The following is a 22,501-nucleotide window of genomic DNA, read 5'->3' on the forward strand; positions in this document are numbered from 1 at the left end:
CCCCCCCCCCCCCCCCCCCCCCCCCCCCCCCCCCCCCCCCCCCCCCCCCCCCCCCCCCCCCCCCCCCCCCCCCCCCCCCCCCCCCCCCCCCCCCCCCCCCCCCCCCCCCCCCCCCCCGCGCGGTCCACCGCCGTGCGCACGAGCGCGGCGCCGTCCGGGTCGAGCTGGGCGGTGGGCTCGTCCAGGAGCAGCAGACCCGGGCGGGGGGCGAGGGCGCCGGCCAGCACCAGCCGTTGCTTCTGACCGCCGGAGAGTGCGGCGGTCGCCCGGTCGCGGCCGAGCCCGAAGCCGACGGCGTCGAGGGCGGCGTCGACCGCCGGCCAGATGCGGTCCCGCGGCGTCCCGACGTTCTCCAGCCCGAAGGCGACGTCGTCGCCGGCCCGGGTCATGACCAGCTGGGAATCCGGGTCCTGGAAGACCGTGCCGACCCGTTGACGGCGGCGGTCGGGCGGCCCGCCGTCGACGGTGATCTCCCCCTCGACGTCACCGCTCTCCGGTTCCAACAGCCCGCCGAGCGCGCGCAGCAGCGTGGACTTGCCGGCGCCCGAACGGCCGGTGAGCAGCACCCGCTCGCCGGGGGCGATGCGCAGGTCGACGTCCCGCACCGCCCAGGCCCGCCGGGTGGTGTGCCGGAAGCCCCACCCGTCCAGCCGGACGGCGGCCGGGCCCGTGGCCCCGGACGTCGTCAGACCCGCGTGCGACCGGAGGCGAACGACGACAGCGCGCCGCTCGCGGCCAGTGCGCGGGCCAGCAGCACGCTGCCGATCCCGGCGACGACCGCCGTGCTGCCCACGACGAGCGCGACGTAGGTCGTCTTCCAGCCCGCCGACCAGTCCGGGTAGTAGTAGACGAGGTCGAGGACGGCGGCGGTCGCACCGGTGAGGACGGCGGCCAGCAGCGCGGGCGCCCAGCCGAAGCGGCGGTAGCGGAAGGCGGCGAAGCCGGCGTCGCCGGCCAGGCCCTGCAGCAGGCCGTAGACGATCGTCGTCGTCCCCCAGGCGGAGCCGAGCAGCGCGGAGACGATCGCGGCGACCAGCTCGGCGAACAGGCCGGCGCCGGGCTTGCGGACGATCAGCGGGGCGAGCACCGCGGGGATCAGCCAGACGCCGTACATGAACGCCTGGGCGGGCGGGAAGGCGGCGAACGCCGTCCCCGTGCCGGCCCAGAGCAGGCCCCACGCCCAGAAGACGACGCCGAAGGCGGCGCCGAGGACGGCGGTGACGACGATGTCGACGGTGCGCCAGCGGTTGCTGCGCTCCCGGGCGGGCGCAGCGTTCGACGAACGGACGGCCGGATCGGCCATGTCTCTTCCTCCAGGCTCCCTGCGCCGGCATGACCCGGATCAGGTTCGAGGGTCTGCGGTGTCCCGCACTCTCAGCGCCGAAGCGCTCCCCTGCTGCGAATGTGTGTGTTCGGTTGTGCCGCCAGACTAGCCCGGCCACGGTGGGGACGGAGCCTGTGGCCGGGCGCCGGGTCCCGGGCGGCTGACCGGGGGCATCGCCTCGAGGTACGCGGCCGCGCGCCCCGGGTCGCGCATCAGCGGGCCCATCACGGCGACCCCGTGCGCCCCTGCGGCCAGGAGCGAGGGCACGTGCTCGGGGAGGACCCCACCGAGCGCGAGCGCCGGCGGTGCCCCTGGCACGACGATCGCGCGCAGGCCCTCGGGCCCCAGCGCGGGGCCGTAGCCGGGCTTGGACGGGGTGGGGAAGACCGGCGAGACGGTGACGTAGTCACATCCCTCGGCGCGGGCGGCCGCCACCTCGGCCGCGGAGTGGCACGACCGGCCGACGACCGGCGGGCGGGGTGCGGGGAACGGCTCGCTCGCCGAGAGGTGGACCGCCCCGGTGGCGCCGGGCGCACCGGCGCGCAGCAGCACGCCGCCCACCGACGCGATCACGGGCGCCAGCTCCGCGGCCAGCAGGTCCCGCTCGGCAGCGGGCAGGTCCTTCTCCCGGAGCACCACCGCGCGCGCTCCGGCCTCGACCGCTGCCGCGACCACGTCCACCAGCGGCCGGTCGCACTGGGTGCGGTCGGTGAGCACCAGGAGGCGGGGCGGCGTCACAGCTCGGGCAGCCCCTGCATCGACGTGGAGGCCTCGGCGTGCCAGCGCCGCGGGATGCGCCCGGCCCCCCGGGCGAGCCTGCCGGCCTCCACCCCGTGGCGCATCGCCAGGGCCATCCGCTCCGGTTCCCGCGCCCGGGTGACGGCGGAGGCGAGCAGGACGGCGTCGCAGCCCAGCTCCATCGCGAGCGTCGCGTCCGACGCCGTCCCGATGCCCGCGTCCAGCACCACCGGGACGTCGACCGCCTCGCGGAGGAGCGCGATGTTGTGCGGGTTGCGGATGCCCAGGCCGCTGCCGATCGGCGAGCCCAGCGGCATGACGGCCGCGCACCCGATGTCGGCCAGCCGGCGCCCGAGGATCGGGTCGTCCGTGGTGTACGCCAGCACGGTGAACCCGTCGGCGACGAGCTCCTCGGCCGCCTCGAACAGCTCGATCGGGTCGGGGAGCAGCGTGTGCTCGTCGCCGATGACCTCCAGCTTCACCCAGGAGGTGTCGAACGCCTCGCGGGCCAGCCGGGCGGTCAGGACCGCTTCCCGGGCGGTCCGGCACCCGGCCGTGTTGGGCAGCAGCCGCACCCCGCACCGGTCCAGCACCTCGAGCATCGCCGCACTGCTGGAGGCCTCCACCCGGCGCAGTGCCACCGTCACCAGCTCGGTGCCGGAGGCCACGACGGCCCGCTCCAGCGACTCGAGACTGGGCGCCCCGCCGGTGCCCAGCAGCAGCCGGGACGTGAACGTCTCCCCGCCGAGGAGGAAGGGATCGGCCTTCTCCTCCTGCTCCAGCGCGGGGACCACCTCGTGCACGGTCATCGGGTCAACCTCCTGCGGTGGGGGCGAGGACTTCCAGGCTGTCCCCGGCGGAGAGCCGGGTCGACTCCCAGCCGCTCCGGGGGACGACGTCGCCGTTGCGCGCGACGGCGACCTTGCCGTGGCCGTTGGTGCGGGCTTCGACGAGCGCGGCGACGGTGCAGTCGTCGTCCACGTCGGTGGGCACGCCGTTGACGGTCACCTGCATGCGGATCACCTTCCGAACCTGTCTGCGGTGAAGGGGGCGGCGAGACCGGGCAGCTCGCCGGTCGCGAGGTGCTCGGCGACCACCTCGCCGGTCACGGGCGCCAGGAGGACGCCGTTGCGGTAGTGCCCGGTCGCCAGGACCACGCCCGGCACCCCCGATGGTCCCAGCAATGGCCCGTTGTCCGCCGTCGCGGGCCGCCACCGGGCGATGGTCTCGACCAGCTCCAGCTCGGAGACGCCGGGGACCACCTCGAGCGCGTCGTGCAGCAGGTCGTGCACGCCGCCGGCGGTGACCGCGGCGTCGAAGCCCCGGTCCTCGACGGTGGCGCCGACGATCAGCCCGTCCCCGGTCACGCCGTCGTCGTACGGCACCAGGTACACCTGCCGCCCGCGCACCAGCGCCCGCACGGTCCCCTCCAGCAGGCCGGCGGCCCCCCGCATGCGGAGGATCTGCCCCTTGACCGGCCGGACGGGCAGCGGGGGAACCCCGGTGAGCGCGCCGCTGCGCGCGCCCAGGGCCACCACGACGGCGTCGGCGGCCAGCTCCGTGCCGTCGGCCAGCCGCACCCCGGCGGCCCGGCCGTCCACGACCCGCACCTCCGCGACCCGGGAGGACACCAGCCGGACGCCGGCCGCCTCGGCGGCGGCCAGCAGCCCGGCGTGCAGGGCCCGGCCGTCCACCGAGTGGTCGCCCGGGACGTGCAGGGCGCCCCGTACCCGCGGCGACAGCGACGGCTCGCGGCGCCGGGCGGCCCGCGCGGTCAGCCGCTCGACGGCCAGTCCGAGCTCGCGCTGGAAGTCCAGCAGGGCATCCAGCGCGCGCATGTCGTCCTCGTCGAAAGCGACGACGACGGTGCCCTGCGTGCGCAGGCCCACCGGCACGCCACCGGCCCGCTCCACCTCCGCGACGAAGGCGGGATAGCGCTCCAGCGACGCCAGGCACAGCCGGAGCAGCGCCTCCTCGCCGTAGGCGGCCTCGGTGACCGGCGCGAGCATGCCGGCGGCGGCCTGCGACGCACCGCCTCCGGGCGCGTCGTCCACCACGGTGACCGGCAGGCCCCGCTGGGCCGCCCGCCACGCCACCGACAGCCCGATCAGCCCACCGCCGACGACGACGACGGTCACGGTCTGCCGCCCAGGGCCCGGAGCAGCTCACGGGTGGCGGCACCGGGGTCGGCCGCGGCCGAGACGGCGCCGACGACGGCCACCCCGGCGGCGCCGGCGGCGAGCAGGTCCGGGATCCGCTCGACGGTCACCCCGCCGATGGCGATCACCGGGATCTCGACCGCCTCGGCCACCGCACGCACTCCTGCCGGGCCGAGGGGAGCGGGCAGCCCGGCCTTCGTCGCCGTCGCGTAGGCGGGCCCGACGCCGAGGTAGTCGGCGCCCTGGGCCACCAGGAGGCGGGCGCGTTCCGGGTCCCGGGCCGTGCCGCCCAGCAGGTGCCCCGGGCCGGCCAGCCGGCGGACGACGTCGAGCGGCAGGTCGTCGGCGCCCAGGTGCGTGCCGTGGGCGCCGACGGCCAGCGCCAGGTCGACGCGGTCGTTGACCAGGCAGGTCGCCCCCGCGCCCGCGCAGACCTCCACCACCCGGCGGGCGAAGTCGTAGCGCTCCCGGTCGGAGGCGTCCTTGGACCGCACCTGGACCACCGGGGCGCCGGCGGCGACCGCGGCGGTCACCGCGTCGAGCGCCGCCCGGCCGACCCGGGCGTCGGTCAGGACGTGCAGGCCCCCGAGGGACGCGGTCACGCCGCCGCCCGGCGGTGCCGCAGCGCGCCCGGCAGGGCCACGGCCACGGTCAGCAACGCGGCCACGGCGAGGCTCACCAGCGAGGCCGACCAGCCGTTGGCCGGGTCGATGCCGAGGTCGGTCTGGCGCTCGGTCCACCACGTCGTCCAGGCCGCACCCGGACCGGCGAAGAAGGTCGGCAGCGTGAGCTGGTAGGCCACGAAGCCGGCCACCCAGGGGAGCAGGAGCAGCGGGCGGGCGCGCGCGGTGTCGGAGGTGTCCCACGCCCCCCGGGGCAGCAGGAAGTAGGCGACGACGAAGACCCCGATGAGCGGGACGAACACCGCGCCGATCAGGAAGAGGAACGGCTCGTACGCGGCGAGGTCGAAGGCCAGGGCGAGGGTGGTGGCCACGACGCCGACCGCCACGGCGAGCACGCGGCGGTCGAGCCGGGCCACCACGTTCTGGGCCGAGACCGCGGTCGAGTACACGTTGGCGAACGCCTCGTCGACCTCCACCACGAGCAGCACCAGGACGGCGACCAGACCCAGCGGGACGGCGAGCATCGCGTCGATGACGTCGAGCCCGCCGCGGCCGTAGGCGGCCAGCGCGATGACCCCGAGGCTGAACATGGCCACGGTGGCCAGGCCGTAGCCGGACGCCGTCCCGACGAAGGCGGTCCGGCCGCTGCGGACGTGCCGGGTGTAGTCGGCTGCCAGCGGGAACCACGAGATCGGCAGGGCGATGACGATGTCGGCCGCCGTCCAGAAGGACGTCGCCCCGCCCTCGGTCACCGGTGGCAGCGGCTCGGACAGGACCTGGACGAAGAGGTACGCGATCGCGGCGATCGCCGCCCAGACGGCGTAGCGCGCAAGCACCCGCACGACACCGAGCGGGCGCAGCGCCATCAGGGTGGCGAAGGCGCCCGCGGCGATCGCGAACGGCCAGCGCGGCGCGTCGAGGGCGCGCGCGGCGGCCTCGGAGATGATCAGGATCTCGAAGGCGGCCCAGCCGACGCACTGCACGAGGTTGAAGCCGGTGGGCAGGAACGAGGTCCGCCGGCCCAGCAGGCCGCGGAGCAGCACCATCGCCGGCACGCCCTCGCGGGCGCCGGCGGCGGCGCCCAGCCCCAGCAGCACCGACCCGATGACCGCGCCGACGACGATGGCCCCGATCGTGTGCCACAGCGGCCGGTCGGCGAGGACCACGAAGGTGGCTGCCACGGGCAGCAGCAGGCTGATGCCCAGGCTGGCCCAGAGGCCGGCGGTCTCCCGCAGGCCCAGGGTCCTGGGCGGCGGCTCGGACAGGGTGAGGGGCGCATCTCCCCCGCGGGTGGCTGCGCCGACGGTTCCGGACGTGCTCATGATCGCTCCCTACGCCGGCATTACCCGGTCAGGTTCCAGCGGTCGGCGGCGCGGCAGCCGCCCTCTCAGCCCGGTCGATCCGAGCTCCCGCACCACGGCCTCGGCCGTGACACCGCCACCCTAGGCCGTCTCGTACAGTCGGCGCCCGTGCCGGTCGACGAGCTGCCAGTCCGCCATGCCGAGGCCTTCGCGGACGCCACCCGCCATCCCTTCCTCGCCGCCGTGCGGGACGGCACGATCGCGCCGTCGGCCTTCGACACCTGGCTGGTGCAGGACGCGCGGTTCGTCGCCGACCTCCTCCGCTTCCAGGCGCGGCTGCTGGCCCGGGCGCCCCGGCCGGCCCAGGAGGTGCTCGCCCGCGGAGCCCTGGCCCTGGTCCAGGAGCTGGACTGGTTCGAGGAGCGGGCGGCGGCCCGGGGACTGGACCTCTCCGCGCCCGCGCTGCCGGCGACGACCGCCTATGCGGAGCTGCTCGAGCGGCTGGACGGCGCCGATGTCCCGGCCGCGCTGACCGCGCTGTGGACCATCGAGCGCACCTACCTCGACGCCTGGTCGGCCGCGCTCCCGGGTGCACCGGCCTACCGGGAGTTCGTGGAGCACTGGACGGCGCCGGAGTTCGGCGGGTACGTGGCGGACCTCGCCGCGGCGGTGGACGCGGTCGGCGGAGGCGACGAGCGCGTCTTCCTCGAGGTGGTCACCGCAGAGGTCGCGTTCTGGGACATGGCGGTGGCGACGGGATGAGCCTGGCCCGTGAGCTCTGGACCGACGAGGCCGGCCTCGCCGCCGCGGCGCTGTCGCACCCGTTCGTGCAGGGGATCGCCGACGGCACGCTGCCGCGGGACCGGTTCGCCGGCTACGTGGCCCAGGACGCGTTCTTCCTGGAGGCGTTCGCCCGGGCCTACGCGCTGGGCGTCGCGCACAGCCCCGACCGCGCCACCCTCGACGTCTTCGCCGACCTGCTGGCCGGGGTCCGTGAGGAGCTGGGGCTGCACGCGTCCTACGCGCAGCGCTGGGGCATCGACCTGACCGCCGTCCGGCCGGGGCCGGCGACGTCGGCCTACACCGACTTCCTGCTGGCCACGGCCTCGCTGGGCGGCGTGGCGCTCACCTGCGCGGCGATGACCCCGTGCATGCGCCTCTACGCCCATCTCGGGCAGTCGCTGGCCGACCGCGCGTCGGGCCCGTACGAGGAGTGGGTGCGCACCTACGCCGACCCGGGCTTCGAGGAGCTCGCCGCCACGCTCGAGCGGCTGCTCGACGCCGTCGCCGTCGACACCCCGGCACTGCGGGCGGCCTACTCCCGGGCGATGCAGCTGGAGATCGGCTTCTTCGACGCCGCCTGGCGCGGCGTCTGACCGGTGCGGCCGGGTGCGCCGCCCGATCGGGAGGTGCCTGCTGATTCAGCCGAGCAGGCCGACCAGCAGGTGGGCGTTGAGCCCGATGATCAGGACCGCGATGACGCTGCCGGCCACGGTGGTGGTCCGGCGGTTCACCCAGCCGCCCATCAGGTCGCGGCGGCTGGTGAGCCACAGCAGCGGCACCAGGGCGAACGGGATGCCGAAGGACAGCACCACCTGCGACCACACCAGCGCGGTGGTGGGGTCCCCGCCCAGCACCAGTACGGCCAGCGCCGGGGCCAGGGTGATCAGCCGGCGGGTGAGCACCGGGATGTGCCGCTTGAGGAACCCGGCCATGACCACCTGGCCGGCGTGCGTGCCCACCGAGGAGGAGGCGAACCCCGAGGCCAGCAGCGCGAGGGCGAAGGCGAGCGCGGCGCCGGTGCCGAGCTGGTCACCGAGCCCGGCGTGCACGCCCTCGAGGCTGTCGACGCCGCTGTCGCTGGTGAACAGCTGCGCGGCGATGACCAGCATCGCGGCGTTGACCAGCCCGGCCAGGCCCATGGCGACGACGATGTCGATCCGCTGAGCCCGCAGCAGCCGGCGGCGCCCCTCGTGCGTGCGGCCGGCGGTGACCGCGTCGCCGTAGCGGCCGGGGGTGAGCGCGGAGTGCACGTAGATCACGTGCGGCATGACCGTGGCCCCGAGGATGCCGGTGGCCAGCACCACGCTCTCCGCGCCGTCGAAGGAGGGCACCATGCCCCCGGCCAGCCCGCCCGGGTCGACGCCGGAGCCGAGGAGGGTGTAGCCGAACCCGATGCCGATGACCAGCAGCAGCCCCGCGATGACCCGTTCGAACGGGCGGTACCCGCGGGACTGCGCCGCCAGCAGGACGAAGGCGACGACGGCGGTGATGACGCCGCCGATCGGCAGCGGGACCCCGAAGAGCAGGTACAGCGCCACGGCGCCGCCGACGATCTCGGCCAGGTCGGTGGCGATCGCCACCGCCTCGGCCTGCAGCCACAGCCCCCGGGTCACGGGCTTGGGCAGCGTCTCGCGGCACAGCGTCGCCAGGTCGCGGCCGGTGGCCAGCCCGAGCTTCGCGGTCAGCGACTGGATCAGCATCGCCATGAGGTTGGCCGCGACGATGACCCACAGCAGCGTGTACCCGAACGCGGCGCCGCCGGCGAAGTTCGTGGCGAAGTTGCCCGGGTCGACGTAGGCGACGGCGGCGACGAAGGCCGGACCGAGCATCGACCACAACCGGCGGCGGCCCGGCTCGGCCAGCGGGGGGCGGTGCGCGGGGGCGCGCAGCGTCGTCGGCAGGACGGCGGCCTCGGTCTTCGACAGGTACACGGCGGTCCTCGCAGGCGGTCTCCGGGTGGGTGGTCGCTCGCTCCCTGCCCGCGCCGCGTGTCACGCCGGGGCCGACCCGTGGCCCCCCGGGGCCAAGGTCAGGCTTGCCTGCCCCGCCCGGTCCGGCGGGCCCGCTCGACCAGCGCGTCGATGCGCGCGGCGTGCGCGCCGCGCCAGTACACCCGCCCGCACACCGGGCACCGGGCGAAGGCGTCGTAGGTGCGGCGGGTGCCGGGCTCCAGCTCCGCCGCCACCTCGTCCTTCGGCACCGGGTGGACGGCGGCCCCGCAAGCGGTGCAGCGGGTGAGCGGCGCCAGCGGCAGAGAGAAGCGGTCGAGCACGTCGTCGAGCTGCTCGCCGGGCCGGCTCCCGCGGACGAGCGCGCCCTGCGGCAGGGCGCGCCGCATGAGCAGCCGCCGGTCCTGCGTGAGCAGCACCCGGCCCTCGGCGGCCGCCCGGGCGACCAGCGCGGCGTCGTCGGCGTCGTTCGACCAGGCGGCGTCGGCCCCGAGCAGCCGCAGCTGCCGCGCGAGGGCGCCCAGCCCGACGTCGAGGAGGAACCCACCGAGCGGGACGGCGACCGGCCGCGGCGCCGGGTCCACCTCGAGCACGGTACCGGGGGCGGTCCGGTCGGCGGGCGTCGCCGGTGCGCCGTCCGCCCGGATCGTCCCCACTTCGGTCAGCGGGATCCCGGCGGCCTGCACCAGGTGCCCGGCCGTCGCGTCGGGGTCGAAGGGCAGCCGGCGTTCGCCCGCTCCCCGGTACCGCGGGGCGAGCAGCCACCGCAGGTCCGGGGCCGGCCGCACGCGCACCTCCATGGCGACGGGCTACCCCGGCCGGACGGCCGCCGACACGCGCCAGGCGTGCGCGGGCCTCTTCCTGGGCACGGAGGTGGCCGTCCGCCGATCCACCCGTGGAGGTCCTGTGTCCGAAGCAACCGCCCGTCCCCTCGCCCTCGTGACCGGTGCGTCCAGCGGCATCGGGCTGGAGCTGGCCAAGCAGTTCGCCGAGCACGGCTTCGATCTGGTGGTCGTCGCCGAGGACGCCGAGCTCGACGCCGCGGCCCAGCAGCTGCGCCAGCGCGGCGCCGCCGTCTCGCCCGTCCGGGCCGACCTCACGGTGCGCGCGGAGGTCGAGAAGGTCGTCGCGGCCGTGCGCGCGGCAGGCCGGCCGCTGGCCGCCGCCGCGCTGAACGCCGGCGTCGGGATCGGGGGTCGCTTCGCCGAGACCGATCTGGAGGCCGAGATCGGGATGGTGGAGCTGAACTGCGTGTCGACGCTGCACCTCGCCAAGCGGGTGGTGCAGGACATGGTGGTCCAGGGGGAGGGGCGGATCCTCTTCACCTCCTCGGTCGCCTCGCAGGCGCCCGAGCCGTTCCAGACCGTCTACTCCGCGACGAAGGCGTTCGTGCAGTTCCTCGCGCTGGGCATCCGCGAGGAGCTGACCGACACCGGCGTCACCGTCACCGCCCTGCTGCCCGGGCCGACCGACACGGAGTTCTTCGACCGGGCCGACGCCACCGACACCAGGCTGGGTGCCAGCGACAGCAAGGACGACCCCGCCCAGGTCGCCCGGCAGGGCTTCGAGGGTCTGATGAAGGGCGAGGCGTCGGTGTTCGCCGGCTCGGTGAGCAGCAAGCTGATGGGGCGGCTCTCGGCGCTCATGCCGGACGCGCTCGCCGGCAGGTCCCACAAGCCGATGACCCGGCCAGGGTCCGCCGAGTAGCCCGGGGGGCGGGGGCCTCCGGCGCGGTGCCGGCGATCAGCACCCGCAGCTGCCCCCCGGCGCCGGGGCGGTCAGCGGATCGACCGTCGGCCGGTGCACGCCCTCGTCGGTGACCACCGGTAGGCCCTCCCGCGCCCAGTACTCGAACCCGCCGATCATCTCGCGCACCCGGTAGCCGAGCAGGGCGAGCCGGAGCGCCGCACGGGTGACGCCGTTGCAACCCGGACCCCAGCAGTAGGTGACGACCGGGACCGCGGGGTCCAGCTCCGCGGCCGCCCGGTCGGGGATCTCGGCGCCCGGCAGGTGCACGGCGCCGGGCACGTGCCCCTGGTCCCACGCCTGCGTGCTGCGGCTGTCGAGCAGGACGAACCCCGGCGCCCCCGACTCGAGTGCGGCGTGCACGTCGCTGACGTCGGTCTCCACGGCCAGCCGCCGGGCGAAGTGGGCGGCGGCCACGGCCGGTTCGGTGCTCCAGTCCATCACCGGGCCGACGCTAGGGGTGCCGCCCGCCGCCGACGAGGCCCGCTCCTGCCGACCATCGCAGCGGATCTGCCGTCCTCAGAGCGGCACGGCGAGCCCGTCCGGCGCCGGCCGTGCCAGCGCGGCCGCGACGTCCGGCCGCATCGGCGCCAGCCCCGCCCCGGCCAGGACGACGTCACGCGCGAACGCGTGCCAGCGGTGCGCCGAGCGCAGCATGCTGTGGCCGCCGGTGATGGTGAACCGGGCCACCCGCGCGCCCGCGCGCTGGGCCCGGACCGCGAAATCGGTGGAGAGCTGCGCGGGCACCCACCGGTCGCCCCGGCCGTGCAGGATCGCGACGGTGCGGTCGCGCAGGTGGCCGACGGGCTCGCCGGGAGGCGTCCACGGCGCGAGGGCGCAGACCGCCGCGACGCCGTCGTGCCCCCCGGCGCGCAGCACGGCCCGCCCGCCCATCGAGTGCCCGACCAGCACGACCGGCAGCTCTCCGTGCTCGGCACGGATCCGGTCCAGCGTCCAGCGCACGTCGGCGTAGGCGTCCGCGGCGGCGCCGTTCCAGCCGGCCACCCGGTAGCGCAGCAGGCAGGTGGTGAGCCCCCGCTCCGCGCCGGCGGAGGAGACGAACTGTTCGATCGCCCGCATGCGCACCAGCGAGAGCGCCCGCTCCTTGGGGGGCTCCACGCTGGCCACCGTCCCGCCGTGGCAGAACAGCGCGACGGCGCGGGGTCGGCCGGTCGCCGGGCGGGTCTCCAGGACCGGTCCGGTCACGCCCGGCGGGACCGGCGGCCGCCGCGGAGGCTCGCCCGGGCCCGGTCGCCCAGGTCACCGGCCTTGAGCAGGCCGTTGCTGAGGGACGAGGGCCCGCGGCGCCGCTCGAGGGCGTGCCCGAGCCGGCGCAGCACGCCGGTGGCCAGCGGGACCAGGATGGTCAGGATCAGCCACATGCGCAGCCGGCGGGTGAAGAAGAGCCACATGCGGTGCACTCTGCCCCGCCGTGGTCCCGGGGAACCGCCGGGTCAGTCGGCCAGCTTGACGATCATCTTCCCGGTGTTCCCCCCGCGGAGGAGGTCGAGGAAGGTGTCCACCGCGTCGTCCAGCCCCTCGCGGACGGTCTCGCGGACGACGAGCTTCCCGGACGTGAGCAGGTCGCCCACCTTCTCGCTGAACTCCGGGGCGAGATCGGCGTGGTCGCCGACGATGAACCCGCGCAGGCTCAGCTTCTTGGTGACCATCATGAACATGTTGCGCGGACCCGGGGCCGGCTCGGTGGCGTTGTAGCCGGAGATCGCCCCGCACAGCGCGGCCCGGCCGTGCTCGTTGAACGCGCCGATGGCCGCCTCCAGGTGCTCGCCGCCGACGTTGTCGAAGAAGACGTCGATGCCGTCGGGCGCGGCGGCCGCGAGCAGCTCCGCGACCGGGCCGTCGTGGTAGTCGAACGCGGCGGTGAACCCCAGCTCCCCGGTCAGCCAGCGCACCTTCTCCGGCGTCCCCGCGCTGCCGACGACCGCCGAGGCGCCGTGGAGACGGGCGAACTGGCCGACGAGGCTGCCGACCGCGCCCGCGGCGCCGGAGACGAACACGGCGTCGCCCTCCCGGAACTCCGCCAGCCGGAACAGCCCCGCCCAGGCGGTGAGGCCCGGCATGCCGAGCACGCCCAGGTGGTAGCTGGGCGGGATGCCCGGCAGCTCGGGCAGCACGCGGACGTGCGCGGCGTCGAGCACCGCGACGTCCCGCCAGGCGGCGTCGGCGAGCACCAGGGCGCCCTCGGCGACGTCGGGGGAGCGGGACTCCACCACCCGGCCGACCGCACCGCCGCGCATCGTCTCGCCGATCTCCCAGCGGGCCGCGTACGACTTCCCGGGGTTCATCCGGCCACGCATGTACGGGTCGACGCTCATCACCAGCATCCGGACGACGATCTGGCCGTCGGCCGGGTCGGGTCGCTCCAGCTCGACCAGGCGGAAGTCGTCGGGGGTCGGCTCGCCGTGCGGCCGGGCCGCCAGCTGCCATTCGCGGGTCCGGATGGGCATGCGGCCATCCTGCCGGGCGGAGCGCGCGTGCGCCGGGTGCGACGAACTCGTGGTGATCAGCGCGTGATGGCCACGAGTTCGTCCCATTCGCGTGGCCCCGGGCGGTCAGGCCGAGCGGCCGTCGCGCTCCCCGGTCCTCGGCTGCGGCTGCTCGGCCGGTGCCGTGCGCCGGGCCCGCTGCCCCCGGGCCACCTCGGTCGCCAGCGCGTCGAGGGGCTGGGCGAACGCCGCCAGCGGGTCGGCCAGGGCCACGAGCCAGGCCTGGGCCGCCGCCAGGCCGGACGGGTCGAGGGCGTAGAGCCGGCGGGTGCCCTCGGCGCGCACCGTGACCAGGCCCGCCTCCCGCAGCACCCGCAGGTGCTGGGACACCGCGGGCTGCGAGATCGGTGCGGTGCCCTGCAGCGCGGCGACGACGGCCCCCGCCGGCTGCTCGCCGGTGGAGAGCAGCTCCAGGATCTGCCGGCGGGTGCGATCGCCCAGCGCCTCGAAGGTCCCGTTCACTCAGCTCCCGGCAGCATCCTCGGACGGCGGGGTCGTGTAGAACGCCACCGTACGGTCGGCCGCCTCGCGCGCGACGGTGGGGTCGTCCCCGTCCGCGGCCGCTGCGTCGCCCCAGCCGGAGGCGGCCCGGCGGACGAACTCGACCCCCTCCGGCGTCAGCCCGAACGTGGCCGTGAGCTGCGGGTCGACGGGGGCACCGCTCTCCAGGTGCAGCCCGAGGCCCATGAGCGCCAGGTCCCAGCCCACGCCGACCGCGCCCGGCCCGAACTGCGCCCAGAACTCGGGGTCGACCGGCGCCTCGTGCCTGAGCTCCAGGGCGGTCCCGCCGTCCGAAGGCGTGAGGTCCACCTGCAGCCAGGAGACCATCCCGCCGAACTCCCAGGTCACGGCGAAGGATTCGGGCTCCGAGCACCGCTCGACCACGCCGCCCGCGTTGCCCTCGAGCTGGTAGCGGCCGCCGGGGCGCAGGTCGCCGCTCACCGGCAGGAACCAGCGGGGGAGCCGCTCCGCGTCGGTGAGCGCGCCCCAGACCTCGGCCCGGTCGGCGCGGTAGGTGCGCGTTGCGACGGCGATGCGCGTCGGGGCCCCGTCCCGGGAGGCGGTGCGGACCTCGCGCGTGACCAGCCCGGCCGTGGCGACCGGATCGATGGTGGTCATGCCCTGCTCCCTCCATAAGTCAAATCTTATGGAAGGACGGTAGCGTCGGGGTCCGTCCAGGACAAGCCCCCTGGCGGCGGCCCGCGGAACGCGCTCCACGCCGGGATCGGTGTTGCACGACCGACCTAGAGTGGGGGCATGCTCTTCTCCCGGTCCAAGACCCAGCCGGTGTCGCCCGAGGACGCCCTGCCGGGCCGCCCCGACCCGCTGCCGCACGTGCCCGAGGTGCACGCCGTCAACGGCAACCGCATCCAGCCGCCGTTCCCCGAGGGCATGCAGACCGCCGTCTTCGGCGCGGGCTGCTTCTGGGGCGTGGAGAAGGTCTTCTGGGAGCTGCCCGGTGTCTACTCGACCGCGGCCGGCTACGCGGGCGGGCACACGCCGAACCCGACCTACGACGAGGTCTGCTCGGCCCGCACGGGGCACACCGAGGTGGTCCTCGTCGTCTTCGACCCCGCCGTGACCTCCTACGAGCAGCTGCTGAAGGCGTTCTGGGAGGACCACGACCCGACGCAGGGCATGCGGCAGGGCAACGACATCGGCACCCAGTACCGCTCGGCGATCTACTACGCCACCCCGGAGCAGGAGGCCGCCGCGCTGGCCACCCGCGACGCCTACCAGGAGCGGCTGAAGGCGGCCGGGTACGGCGAGATCACCACGGAGATCGCGCCGCTGGGGGAGTTCTACTACGCCGAGGACTACCACCAGCAGTACCTGTACAAGGTGCCCAACGGCTACTGCCCGGTGCACTCGACCGGCGTCTCCTGCCCGGTGGGCCTGGGCGTCGACAGCTCCGACAGCTGATCCGCCCCGGCGCCGGCTGCGTCCCGAGCCGGTAAGACTGAGGCATGGAGATCCTGCGGACGCCCGACGAGCGGTTCACCGGTCTGCCCGACTTCCCGTACGAGCCCCGCTACGTCGAGGTGGACGACGGCGGGGGCGGCCGGCTGCGGGTGGCCTACGTCGACGAGGGCCCGGCCGACGGCGAGACGGTGCTGCTCCTCCACGGGGAGCCGTCCTGGTCCTTCCTCTACCGCCGGATGATCCCGGTCCTCGTCGACGCCGGCCTGCGCGTCGTGGCGCCCGACCTGGTCGGTTTCGGCCGCTCGGACAAACCGGTCGACCGCGCGGCGTACACCTACGCCCGGCACGTGGAGTGGATGCGGCAGGCGCTGCTCGACGAGCTGGGGCTGCGCGACGTGACCCTCGTCGGCCAGGACTGGGGCGGGCTGATCGGGCTGCGGCTGGTCGCCGAGAACCCCGACCGGTTCGCCCGGGTCGTGGTGGCCAACACCGGCCTGCCCACCGGCGACCAGAAGATGAGCGAGGCGTTCCTGGCCTGGCAGCGGTTCTCCCAGGAGAGCCCGGAGTTCCAGATCGGCCGGATCGTCGGCAACGGCACCGTCGGCGGGCTCGCACCCGAGGTGGTCGCCGCCTACGACGCCCCGTTCCCGGACGACCGGTACACCGCCGGGGCCCGGCAGTTCCCCGCCCTGGTGCCGACCTCGCCGGACGACCCGGCGGCCGCGGCGAACCGGGCGGCCTGGGAGGTGCTCTCGCGCTGGGAGAAGCCGTTCCTCACGGCGTTCTCCGACGGCGACCCGATCACCGGCGGGGGCGAGCGGGTGTTCCAGAAGCTGGTGCCCGGTGCCCAGGGCATGCCGCACACCAGGCTGGCCGGCGGCGGGCACTTCCTGCAGGAGGACGTCGGCCCCGAGCTCGCCCGGGTGGTGGTGGACCTCGTCGCCGCCACGCCCCGTTCCTGAGCCCGCCGTGGAACCCACCGCCGACGAGGTGCTCGCCGCGCTGCGGCGCGAACCGGACGTCGAGGCCCCCGACCTGGTCGCCGTCGACGCGACCGACCGGCTGCTGCTGGACCTGGCGGCCGAGCTGGTCCCCGGCTGCGCGGCCGGCGAGGTCGCGGTCGTCGACGACTCCTACGGCGCGCTCGCCCTGGGGCTGGCCGCCCGGCACGGCCTCGCCGGGGTGCGGGTCGGGCAGGACCTGCTGGTGGGGGAGCGGGCGCTGGCCGCCAATGCCGAGCGGGTGGGCCTGGCCGGGCGGTACCGCGTGCTGCCGCTGGGCCCGGAGCTGGCCGCCGGGGCCCGGCTGGTGCTCGTCAAGGCGCCCAAGGCGCTGGACGCGCTGCGCGAGATCGCCGAGGTGGTCGCCGCCTCCGCGGCGCCGGACGTCACGGTCCTGGTGGGCGGCCGGGTGAAGCACATGACGCACGCGATGAACGACGTCCTCGGTGCGTCGTTCGGCGAGGTGTCGGCGACGCTGGCCCGGCAGAAGTCCAGGGTGCTGGTGGCCCGCGGACCGCGGCCGGGACGGTCGTCCTTCCCCCGCCGCCAGGAGCACCCCGACCTCGACCTGACGGTCTGCGCCCACGGCGCCGCGTTCGCCGGCACGAGGATCGACGTCGGGACCCGGGCGCTGCTCCGGTCGCTGCCGGAGATGGCCCCCGACGCCCGGACGGCCGTGGACCTCGGCTGCGGTACCGGCGTCCTCGCCACGCTGCTCGCCCGGAGCCGACCGGGGCTGCGGGTGCTGGCCGTGGACCAGTCCGCCGCGGCCGTCGCCTCGGCCGCGGCGACCGCCGCCGCCAACGGGGTGGCCGACCGCGTGGAGGTGCGCCGGGACGACGCCGCCGCGACCGTGCCCGACCGCAGCGTCGACCTCGTGGTCTGCAACCCGCCGTTCCACGTCGGCGCGGCGGTCGTCACGACGGCCGCCGACCGGCTGTTCGTGGCGGCGGCCCGGGTGCTGCGCCCCGGCGGTGAGCTCTGGACCGTCTACAACTCGGCGCTGCGGTACCGGCCGGCGCTGAACCGGGTGGTGGGGCCGACGCGGGTGGCCGGTCAGGACCCCAGGTTCACGGTCACCGTCTCCACCCGCCGCTGAGGCGGCAGGGGCGGGTGGTGAGCCAGGTCACCGATTGGTGTCGATCCACCCGCTCGGGTTGACCCCGGGCCGCGGATCCCGAGTACGGGGGCGAGGGATCCGACCGAAGGAGCATCCATGACCGGGCGACTGCGCGGTGTGAAGGTGAGCACCCGTCTGATGACGCTGGTGCTCGTGGCGGTCATCGGGATGGCGACCATCGCCGTGATCGGGGCGCTGCAGGTGCGCTCGACGATCGAGGAGGAGCAGCGCACCCAGGCCCGCGTGGCCGTCGAGGCCGCACTGGGCGTCATCACCCACTACGGCGAGCAGGAGGTGGCCGGCGAGCTGACCCGGGCGGAGGCGCAGGCGGCGGCGACCGCCGCGATCCGCGGGCTCCGGTACTCCGGCGAGGAGTACTTCTGGATCAACGACATGACCCCGCGCATGGTCATGCACCCGATCAAGCCCGAGCTCGACGGGCAGGACCTCTCGGCCAACGAGGACCCCGACGGCAAGAAGCTCTTCGTCGAGTTCGTGGAGGTGGTCGAGGCCGAGGGCAGCGGCTTCGTCGACTACCTGTGGCCCAAGCCCGGCGAGGAGGAGCCGCAGCCCAAGATCTCCTTCGTGACCGGGTACGAGCCGTGGGGCTGGGTGGTCGGCTCGGGCATCTACGTCGCCGACCTCGACGGCGCCTTCCGGGAGGAGCTGGTCACGGTCGCGCTCTGGGCGGCGCCGCTCATCCTGCTCATCGTGGGGCTGTCGCTGGTCATCTCCCGCAGCATCAGCCGGCCGCTGCGCACCATGACCGAGGTGCTCTGCACCGGTGACCTCAAGCGCCGGCTCGACGAGGGTGCCGGCCGGACCGAGCTGGACCAGCTCGCCGGCGCGGTGAACACCACGCTGGGACGGGTCTCCGGCGTCGTGACCGAGGTCGGCCAGGCTTCGCAGCTGCTCGAGGAGGCCGCCCGCACGCTGTCGTCCACCAGCGAGTCGATCGCGGGTACGGCCGACCGCTCGCAGGGCCAGGCCCAGAGCGTCACCAGCGCGACCCGCGAGGTGAGCAGCGGGATCGAGGCGGTCGCCGCGGGAGCGGAGGAGATGGGTGCCTCGATCCGGGAGATCGCGCACAACGCCGCCGAGGCCGCCCGGATCGCCGGCAGCGCCGTCTCCGCGGCGGAGTCGACCTCGGCGACGATCGGCAAGCTGGGGGAGTCCTCGGCGGAGATCGGCAACGTGGTGAAGGTGATCACGAGCATCGCGGAGCAGACCAACCTGCTGGCGCTGAACGCCACCATCGAGGCTGCCCGCGCCGGTGAGGCCGGCAAGGGCTTCGCCGTGGTGGCGAACGAGGTGAAGGAGCTGGCGCAGGAGACGGCGAAGGCGACCGAGGACATCGCCAAGCGGGTCGAGGCCATCCAGACCGACACCGGCAGCGCCGTCCGGGCCATCGGCGACGTCACCACGATCATCGCGGAGATCAACGACTACCAGACGACGATCGCCTCGGCCGTCGAGGAGCAGACCGCCACCACGAACGAGATGAGCCGGGCGATCGGGGACGCCGCGGAGAGCGGCCGGTCGATCGCCGGGACCGTCGCCGAGGTCGCCCAGGGTGCGCAGGAGACCTCCGCCGGGGTGGTCGCCATGCAGGCGGCGGCCGGCGACCTCGTGCGCATGTCCGGCGAGCTGCGGAAGGTCGCCGGAGCCTTCCAGCAGTGACCTGACGCCGGCCGGTGGCGGTGGGGTGGACACCCCGCCGCCACCGGTGCGTCCGCCCCCGGGCCGCCCCAAGGGGTGAACGGGACCCACCCCGCCGCGCGCTGCCGGTGCCGCGTGGCCCAGGATGTCGCAGAATGCTCAACCAGCCGGCCGGAAGGCTCCGGCCCGAGGGCGCAGGGGGCTGCATGGCTCAGGTGAGGGACGGGGACGCCGCGGTGGCCGGCCCGGTCGCCTGCCACCCTGCGCCCGCGCAGCAGGTGCGCACCCACACCGCCGCGCTGGTCGGCTCGGACGCGGAGCTGCTCGCGGCCGTCCTGCCCTACCTGGACGAGGGCCTGCGCGACGACGACCTGGTCGTCCTCTGCTGCCCGCCGCAGACGGCGGCGCTGATCGGCGGGGGGCTGGGGGAGCGCGCCGGCGCCCTGGCAGCGGACCCCCGGGTGTCCCTGCTCGACACCTCCGTGCCCGATGCCGTCGCCGCCACCTGGGAACTGATGCGACGGGCGAGGGAGACCGGCTCGGGCCGGCTGCGCGTCGTCGGTCAGGTGCAGTTCGGCCCCACGCCGCGGAACTGGCGGGAAGGCCTGCGCTACGAGGCCGCCGTCAACATCCTGCTGGCCGCACGGCCGGTCTCGGCGCTGTGCCTGTTCGACCGCCGCGAGCTCCCGGCCGAGGTGCTGGCCGGCGCGGCCGCCACGCACCCCGAGCTGCTCACCGGCGGCCGGGTGGAGCGGAGCGGGGCGTTCGAGGAACCCGCCGACTACGTGCGCCGGCTGCCGCTCCCCCGGGAGCCGATGGAGGCCGGTGCGCCGGCGCTCGCGGTCGAGGACGCGCCGTCGCTGGCCTACCTCCGCCAGGAGCTCCGCACGGTGATCACGGCCCGGGTGCCCGACCGGGACCAGGCCGCGGACCTGCACCTGGCCGCCAGCGAGATCGCCTCCAACGCCTTCCGGCACGGGTCCCGACCGGTCTCCGCGTACGTGTGGGCCGACGGCGAGGGCCTGGTGTGCACGATCACCGACCAGGGCGCCGGCTTCGACCTGCCCTGGGCCGGGTTCCGCCCCGCGCACGGGGTCGACCTCGCCAACGGCGGGATGGGGCTGTGGCTGGCGCGCAAGCTGTGGGACCACGTGGACCTGCTCCCCGGTCCGTCCGGCTTCTCGGTCCGGCTCAGCAGCCGGCTGCGCTGATGCGCGGCGGCCTGGCTGCGCGGTCGGGGCCGTTACGGTGAGCGACGTGGAGGACGCCGTCGACCTGATCCTCGAGCAGTGGGCTCGGGAACGCCCGGATCTGGACTGCTCTCCGATGGGGATCATCGGGCGCATCACGCAGCTGCAGCGGGAGGTCCACCTCGCGCAGCGGGACACCTTCGCCCGGCACGGTCTCGACGCGCCGTCCTTCGACGTCCTGGCGGCGCTCCGGCGGGCGGGAGCGCCCTACCAGCTCACTCCCACCGCCCTGATGCGCACGGCGCTGGTCACCTCCGGGGCGATCACCCAGCGGCTGGACCGGCTGGAGGAGCGCGGCCTGATCACCCGTGAGCGCAGCGAGGCCGACGGGCGGGCCGTCGTGGTCACGCTCACCGACGCCGGCCGGGCGGCCCTGGACGCGGCCCTGCCCGACCACCTGGAGACCGAGCGGCGCCTGCTGGAGGCCCTGCCGTCGGGGGACCGGGAGCAGCTCGCGGCGCTGCTGCGCCGCCTGCTCGTGGGCCTGGGCCGGCTGCCGCAGCAGCCCTGACCCGTGGAGCGGGTTCAGCCGAGCACGGCGTCCGTCGCCGCCAGCAGGGCGCGCGAGTCCTTGCCCGACCGCTTCGCGGCGTACATCGCGGTGTCCGCCCGGTGCAGCAGCTCCTCGGCCGTGCAGCCGGCCACGCCCAGCGCGCCGCCGATGCTGGCGGTCACGGTGATCGTGCGGTCGCCGACCTCCACGGGGGCCCGGAGCGCCGCGAGCAGGCGGTCGGCGACCTCGCGCAGGCGGTCGCCGTCGGCGTCGTCGAGCAGGAGGGCGAACTCGTCGCCGCCCAGCCGCGCCACCACGTCGTCCCCCCGCACGTCGGCGGACAGCCGGGCGGCGACGGCCAGCAGGAGGTCGTCCCCGGCCGCGTGCCCCAGGGTGTCGTTCACGCTCTTGAAGTCGTCGACGTCGACGAAGAGCACCGCCGGGGCGGCGCCCGGGGCGGCGGCGGTGGTGGCCTGGGCCAGCCGTTCGTTGAAGGCGGTGCGGTTGAGCAGCCCGGTCAGCGGATCGGTGCGGGCCTGACGGCGCAGCTCGTCCTCGAAGAGCTTCCGGTCGGTGACCTCCCGGAAGTTCACGACCCAGCCCTCGATGCCGACGGCGTCCACGCGACCGCTGATCCGCATCTCGACCCACCGGGTCCCACCCGAGCTGTGCTGCACCCGGATGTCGGTGTCCACGACGCCGGAGTCCCCGCCTGACGAGCGGCCGGCCGCGGCGACGGCGGCCCGGAGGCGCGGCTGGTCGCGGGGGTCGGCCAGCGAGACGGCGTCGCGCCCGACGTAGTACGCCGGGGGACGACCGAGCAGCGACTGGACGGCCGGGCTCATGTAGGTGACCGACCCCGCGGCGTCGACGATGGCGATGACGTCGGCCGCGCTCTCCAGCAGGAGCTGCAGCCGGGCCTCGCTCGCGGTCAGCGCGAGCCGGGTGCGTTCCCGCTCCCGGCTGAGCGCGAGCAGCCGCCAGAGGGCGAGCCCGGTCAACAGCGCGCTCCCGCCGCCCAGGACGTAGCCGACCTCACCGTGGTCCGCGGTCCACAGGATCAGGACGGCGGGGCTGACCAGCAGGGCGGCGCCCACGGTGACGACCCGGCCGAAGGTGGTGTCCCCGTCGGTGGCGGGGCCGGGCCCCAGCGCGGTGACCGAGGGGTGCCGGCCGGCCAGGCAGAGCGCGGCGACGGGGAGCAGCGACAGCGGGTCCAGCACCCCCGACCCCCGCAGCGCGGAGCCGGTGAGGATGGCGCCGCCGTATGCCGCCACGGCCAGCGCGGCGGCGGCGAACAGCGCCGTCGTGGTGACCGTCCGGCCCCGGGTGAGGGCCAGCGGCACGCAGACGACGAGCAGGACGGCGGTGAGCACGGGGGTCCCGACGCTGACCTCGACCAGGTTCTCCCCCTGCCTGTGCGGGTCGCCCTGCACCGCGAGGAGGATGAGACCGGCCGCCAGCAGGAGGGTGAGGGTGTCGGTCCAGGAGGCCCAGTCCCGTCGCCGCCTGCCGCCGCGGACCACCCCCACCGCCCCGACGACGAGTGCCGCGTACGCGGCGACGTCGAGCGCGGATTCCAGCGGTGCGCTGACCCCCGGTGCGAGGCCGGCCTGCGCGGCGACGTCCGCCACGCAGCTCAGCGCGAAGAAGACGAGTCCGGCCGCCAGGCCGGACCAGGCGACGACGAGCGGGGTCCGGTGCCGCCGCAGCGCGGTCAGCACCCCGGCGGTCCCGAGGGCGTAGAGCGCGATCTCGGCGGCCGGACGCCACGGGCCGACCGGGACGAGCGCGACGACGAGGCCGATGCCCAGCACGAGCACCGCCGTGTGCAGCCATGCGGCACGGGCGGTCGGGGCGTCGGAACCGGTCACGCGAACCCATCGGCAGCGACGACGCGCTCCTTTGATCACCTCATCCCACCG

The 22,501-nt window shown here is 75.7% G+C and carries 26 protein-coding genes and 2 riboswitches; of the genes, 9 read left to right on the forward strand and 17 right to left on the reverse strand.

From position 1 onward, the window contains the following. From ACI79Q_RS07425 to ACI79Q_RS07460, 8 genes are all read right to left on the reverse strand, one after another. On the reverse strand, positions 1 to 605 hold a 605-nt coding region (locus tag ACI79Q_RS07425; protein ID WP_456614487.1), incomplete at its 3' end, for an ABC transporter ATP-binding protein. An 80-nt stretch (positions 606 to 685) separates the two neighbouring features. Next, on the reverse strand, positions 686 to 1,303 hold the full coding sequence (locus ACI79Q_RS07430) for an ECF transporter S component (protein WP_456589830.1): 618 nt from the start codon (positions 1,301 to 1,303) through the stop codon (positions 686 to 688). Then, positions 1,302 to 1,405, reverse strand: a riboswitch (TPP riboswitch). Its footprint overlaps the gene before it by 2 nt. Positions 1,406 to 1,429: 24 nt before the next feature. Further along, positions 1,430 to 2,062 carry a thiamine phosphate synthase gene (locus ACI79Q_RS07435; RefSeq protein ID WP_456614488.1) on the reverse strand — a complete coding sequence of 211 codons (633 nt, stop codon included), beginning with the start codon at positions 2,060 to 2,062 and terminating at the stop codon, positions 1,430 to 1,432. After that, positions 2,059 to 2,871, reverse strand: a complete 813-nt coding sequence (locus ACI79Q_RS07440) for a thiazole synthase (RefSeq protein WP_456589828.1) — start codon at positions 2,869 to 2,871, stop codon at positions 2,059 to 2,061. Before ACI79Q_RS07440 ends, ACI79Q_RS07435 begins: the two co-directional genes overlap by 4 nt. 4 nt (positions 2,872 to 2,875) lie before the next feature. Beyond that, positions 2,876 to 3,076 (reverse strand): sulfur carrier protein ThiS, encoded by a 201-nt coding sequence (thiS, locus tag ACI79Q_RS07445; protein ID WP_456589827.1) that lies wholly within the window; start codon positions 3,074 to 3,076, stop codon positions 2,876 to 2,878. Positions 3,077 to 3,081: 5 nt separating this feature from the next. Further along, positions 3,082 to 4,200 (reverse strand): glycine oxidase ThiO, encoded by a 1,119-nt coding sequence (gene thiO, locus ACI79Q_RS07450; RefSeq protein ID WP_456589826.1) that lies wholly within the window; start codon positions 4,198 to 4,200, stop codon positions 3,082 to 3,084. Continuing rightward, positions 4,197 to 4,823 carry a thiamine phosphate synthase gene (thiE, locus tag ACI79Q_RS07455; RefSeq protein ID WP_456589825.1) on the reverse strand — a complete coding sequence of 209 codons (627 nt, stop codon included), beginning with the start codon at positions 4,821 to 4,823 and terminating at the stop codon, positions 4,197 to 4,199. Before thiE ends, thiO begins: the two co-directional genes overlap by 4 nt. Next, the gene (locus ACI79Q_RS07460) at positions 4,820 to 6,166 is read right to left on the reverse strand and encodes a purine-cytosine permease family protein (protein WP_456589824.1); all 1,347 of its coding nucleotides are present in this window, start codon (positions 6,164 to 6,166) and stop codon (positions 4,820 to 4,822) included. The genes thiE and ACI79Q_RS07460 overlap by 4 nt, the downstream gene beginning before the upstream one ends. Beyond that, positions 6,156 to 6,267, reverse strand: a riboswitch (TPP riboswitch). (Overlaps the previous gene by 11 nt.) Positions 6,268 to 6,313: 46 nt before the next feature. Here ACI79Q_RS07460 and ACI79Q_RS07465 point away from each other — a divergent pair. Together ACI79Q_RS07465 and ACI79Q_RS07470 are read left to right on the forward strand one after the other, a co-directional pair. Beyond that, complete coding sequence (locus ACI79Q_RS07465; protein ID WP_456589823.1) at positions 6,314 to 6,907, forward strand: thiaminase II/PqqC family protein; 594 nt, start codon at positions 6,314 to 6,316, stop codon at positions 6,905 to 6,907. Continuing rightward, positions 6,904 to 7,521, forward strand: coding sequence for a TenA family protein (locus ACI79Q_RS07470; RefSeq protein WP_456614489.1), 618 nt, complete (start codon positions 6,904 to 6,906; stop codon positions 7,519 to 7,521). The genes ACI79Q_RS07465 and ACI79Q_RS07470 overlap by 4 nt, the downstream gene beginning before the upstream one ends. 45 nt (positions 7,522 to 7,566) lie before the next feature. Here the strand turns inward: ACI79Q_RS07470 and ACI79Q_RS07475 are convergent, their stop codons facing one another. Both ACI79Q_RS07475 and ACI79Q_RS07480 read right to left on the reverse strand, forming a co-directional pair. Then, positions 7,567 to 8,859: an Nramp family divalent metal transporter gene (locus ACI79Q_RS07475; protein WP_456589821.1), complete on the reverse strand. Its 1,293-nt coding sequence runs from the start codon at positions 8,857 to 8,859 to the stop codon at positions 7,567 to 7,569. A gap of 98 nt (positions 8,860 to 8,957) precedes the next feature. Then, complete coding sequence (locus ACI79Q_RS07480; RefSeq protein ID WP_456614490.1) at positions 8,958 to 9,677, reverse strand: Mut7-C RNAse domain-containing protein; 720 nt, start codon at positions 9,675 to 9,677, stop codon at positions 8,958 to 8,960. Between the two features lie 139 nt (positions 9,678 to 9,816). Here ACI79Q_RS07480 and ACI79Q_RS07485 point away from each other — a divergent pair, with 139 nt between their 5' ends. Next, positions 9,817 to 10,584 carry an SDR family NAD(P)-dependent oxidoreductase gene (locus ACI79Q_RS07485; protein WP_456589819.1) on the forward strand — a complete coding sequence of 256 codons (768 nt, stop codon included), beginning with the start codon at positions 9,817 to 9,819 and terminating at the stop codon, positions 10,582 to 10,584. A 36-nt stretch (positions 10,585 to 10,620) separates the two neighbouring features. On the opposite strand, the gene ACI79Q_RS07490 is transcribed toward ACI79Q_RS07485, so the two are convergent. The 6 genes from ACI79Q_RS07490 to ACI79Q_RS07515 all read right to left on the reverse strand — a co-directional run bounded on the left by ACI79Q_RS07490 (position 10,621) and on the right by ACI79Q_RS07515 (position 14,249). Further along, complete coding sequence (locus ACI79Q_RS07490) at positions 10,621 to 11,064, reverse strand: rhodanese-like domain-containing protein (protein WP_456614491.1); 444 nt, start codon at positions 11,062 to 11,064, stop codon at positions 10,621 to 10,623. Positions 11,065 to 11,142: 78 nt separating this feature from the next. Next, a complete protein-coding gene (locus ACI79Q_RS07495; RefSeq protein WP_456614492.1) occupies positions 11,143 to 11,829 on the reverse strand; it encodes an alpha/beta hydrolase in 687 nt (228 codons plus the stop codon). Further along, positions 11,826 to 12,035 (reverse strand): hypothetical protein, encoded by a 210-nt coding sequence (locus ACI79Q_RS07500; RefSeq protein WP_456589816.1) that lies wholly within the window; start codon positions 12,033 to 12,035, stop codon positions 11,826 to 11,828. Before ACI79Q_RS07500 ends, ACI79Q_RS07495 begins: the two co-directional genes overlap by 4 nt. A gap of 42 nt (positions 12,036 to 12,077) precedes the next feature. Continuing rightward, entirely contained in the window at positions 12,078 to 13,091 is a 1,014-nt protein-coding gene (locus ACI79Q_RS07505; RefSeq protein ID WP_456589815.1) for an NADP-dependent oxidoreductase, read from the reverse strand. A gap of 105 nt (positions 13,092 to 13,196) precedes the next feature. Then, positions 13,197 to 13,592: an ArsR/SmtB family transcription factor gene (locus tag ACI79Q_RS07510; RefSeq protein ID WP_456614493.1), complete on the reverse strand. Its 396-nt coding sequence runs from the start codon at positions 13,590 to 13,592 to the stop codon at positions 13,197 to 13,199. Then, complete coding sequence (locus ACI79Q_RS07515; protein WP_456589813.1) at positions 13,593 to 14,249, reverse strand: SRPBCC family protein; 657 nt, start codon at positions 14,247 to 14,249, stop codon at positions 13,593 to 13,595. A gap of 138 nt (positions 14,250 to 14,387) precedes the next feature. Here ACI79Q_RS07515 and msrA point away from each other — a divergent pair, with 138 nt between their 5' ends. The 6 genes from msrA to ACI79Q_RS07545 all read left to right on the forward strand — a co-directional run bounded on the left by msrA (position 14,388) and on the right by ACI79Q_RS07545 (position 20,594). Then, complete coding sequence (gene msrA, locus ACI79Q_RS07520; RefSeq protein ID WP_456589812.1) at positions 14,388 to 15,053, forward strand: peptide-methionine (S)-S-oxide reductase MsrA; 666 nt, start codon at positions 14,388 to 14,390, stop codon at positions 15,051 to 15,053. A 44-nt stretch (positions 15,054 to 15,097) separates the two neighbouring features. Further along, positions 15,098 to 16,015: a haloalkane dehalogenase gene (locus tag ACI79Q_RS07525; RefSeq protein ID WP_456589811.1), complete on the forward strand. Its 918-nt coding sequence runs from the start codon at positions 15,098 to 15,100 to the stop codon at positions 16,013 to 16,015. 7 nt (positions 16,016 to 16,022) lie between these two features. Continuing rightward, the gene (locus ACI79Q_RS07530) at positions 16,023 to 17,153 is read left to right on the forward strand and encodes a methyltransferase (RefSeq protein WP_456589810.1); all 1,131 of its coding nucleotides are present in this window, start codon (positions 16,023 to 16,025) and stop codon (positions 17,151 to 17,153) included. 117 nt (positions 17,154 to 17,270) lie between these two features. Further along, complete coding sequence (locus ACI79Q_RS07535; protein WP_456589809.1) at positions 17,271 to 18,854, forward strand: methyl-accepting chemotaxis protein; 1,584 nt, start codon at positions 17,271 to 17,273, stop codon at positions 18,852 to 18,854. Positions 18,855 to 19,039: 185 nt separating this feature from the next. Continuing rightward, positions 19,040 to 20,044: an anti-sigma factor RsbA family regulatory protein gene (locus ACI79Q_RS07540; RefSeq protein ID WP_456600442.1), complete on the forward strand. Its 1,005-nt coding sequence runs from the start codon at positions 19,040 to 19,042 to the stop codon at positions 20,042 to 20,044. 46 nt (positions 20,045 to 20,090) lie between these two features. After that, complete coding sequence (locus tag ACI79Q_RS07545) at positions 20,091 to 20,594, forward strand: MarR family winged helix-turn-helix transcriptional regulator (protein ID WP_456589807.1); 504 nt, start codon at positions 20,091 to 20,093, stop codon at positions 20,592 to 20,594. Between the two features lie 14 nt (positions 20,595 to 20,608). Here the strand turns inward: ACI79Q_RS07545 and ACI79Q_RS07550 are convergent, their stop codons facing one another. Then, the gene (locus tag ACI79Q_RS07550; RefSeq protein ID WP_456613670.1) at positions 20,609 to 22,450 is read right to left on the reverse strand and encodes a diguanylate cyclase domain-containing protein; all 1,842 of its coding nucleotides are present in this window, start codon (positions 22,448 to 22,450) and stop codon (positions 20,609 to 20,611) included. Positions 22,451 to 22,501: the final 51 nt, after the last annotated feature.

This window comes from Blastococcus sp. SYSU DS0828 (assembly GCF_054050975.1).

Bases quoted from the DNA above. Each gene is read 5' to 3' on its own strand.
- ACI79Q_RS07525 (WP_456589811.1), top strand. From the start codon at position 15,098: ATGGAGATCCTGCGGACGCCCGACGAGCGGTTCACCGGTCTGCCCGAC.
- ACI79Q_RS07480 (WP_456614490.1), bottom strand. From the start codon at position 9,677: ATGGAGGTGCGCGTGCGGCCGGCCCCGGACCTGCGGTGGCTGCTCGCC.
- ACI79Q_RS07535 (WP_456589809.1), top strand. From the start codon at position 17,271: ATGACCGGGCGACTGCGCGGTGTGAAGGTGAGCACCCGTCTGATGACG.
- msrA (WP_456589812.1), top strand. From the start codon at position 14,388: ATGCTCTTCTCCCGGTCCAAGACCCAGCCGGTGTCGCCCGAGGACGCC.
- ACI79Q_RS07505 (WP_456589815.1), bottom strand. From the start codon at position 13,091: ATGCCCATCCGGACCCGCGAATGGCAGCTGGCGGCCCGGCCGCACGGC.
- ACI79Q_RS07440 (WP_456589828.1), bottom strand. From the start codon at position 2,871: ATGACCGTGCACGAGGTGGTCCCCGCGCTGGAGCAGGAGGAGAAGGCC.
- ACI79Q_RS07430 (WP_456589830.1), bottom strand. From the start codon at position 1,303: ATGGCCGATCCGGCCGTCCGTTCGTCGAACGCTGCGCCCGCCCGGGAG.
- ACI79Q_RS07515 (WP_456589813.1), bottom strand. From the start codon at position 14,249: ATGACCACCATCGATCCGGTCGCCACGGCCGGGCTGGTCACGCGCGAG.
- ACI79Q_RS07460 (WP_456589824.1), bottom strand. From the start codon at position 6,166: ATGAGCACGTCCGGAACCGTCGGCGCAGCCACCCGCGGGGGAGATGCG.
- ACI79Q_RS07470 (WP_456614489.1), top strand. From the start codon at position 6,904: ATGAGCCTGGCCCGTGAGCTCTGGACCGACGAGGCCGGCCTCGCCGCC.
- ACI79Q_RS07500 (WP_456589816.1), bottom strand. From the start codon at position 12,035: ATGTGGCTCTTCTTCACCCGCCGGCTGCGCATGTGGCTGATCCTGACC.
- ACI79Q_RS07540 (WP_456600442.1), top strand. From the start codon at position 19,040: ATGGCTCAGGTGAGGGACGGGGACGCCGCGGTGGCCGGCCCGGTCGCC.
- ACI79Q_RS07490 (WP_456614491.1), bottom strand. From the start codon at position 11,064: ATGGACTGGAGCACCGAACCGGCCGTGGCCGCCGCCCACTTCGCCCGG.
- thiS (WP_456589827.1), bottom strand. From the start codon at position 3,076: ATGCAGGTGACCGTCAACGGCGTGCCCACCGACGTGGACGACGACTGC.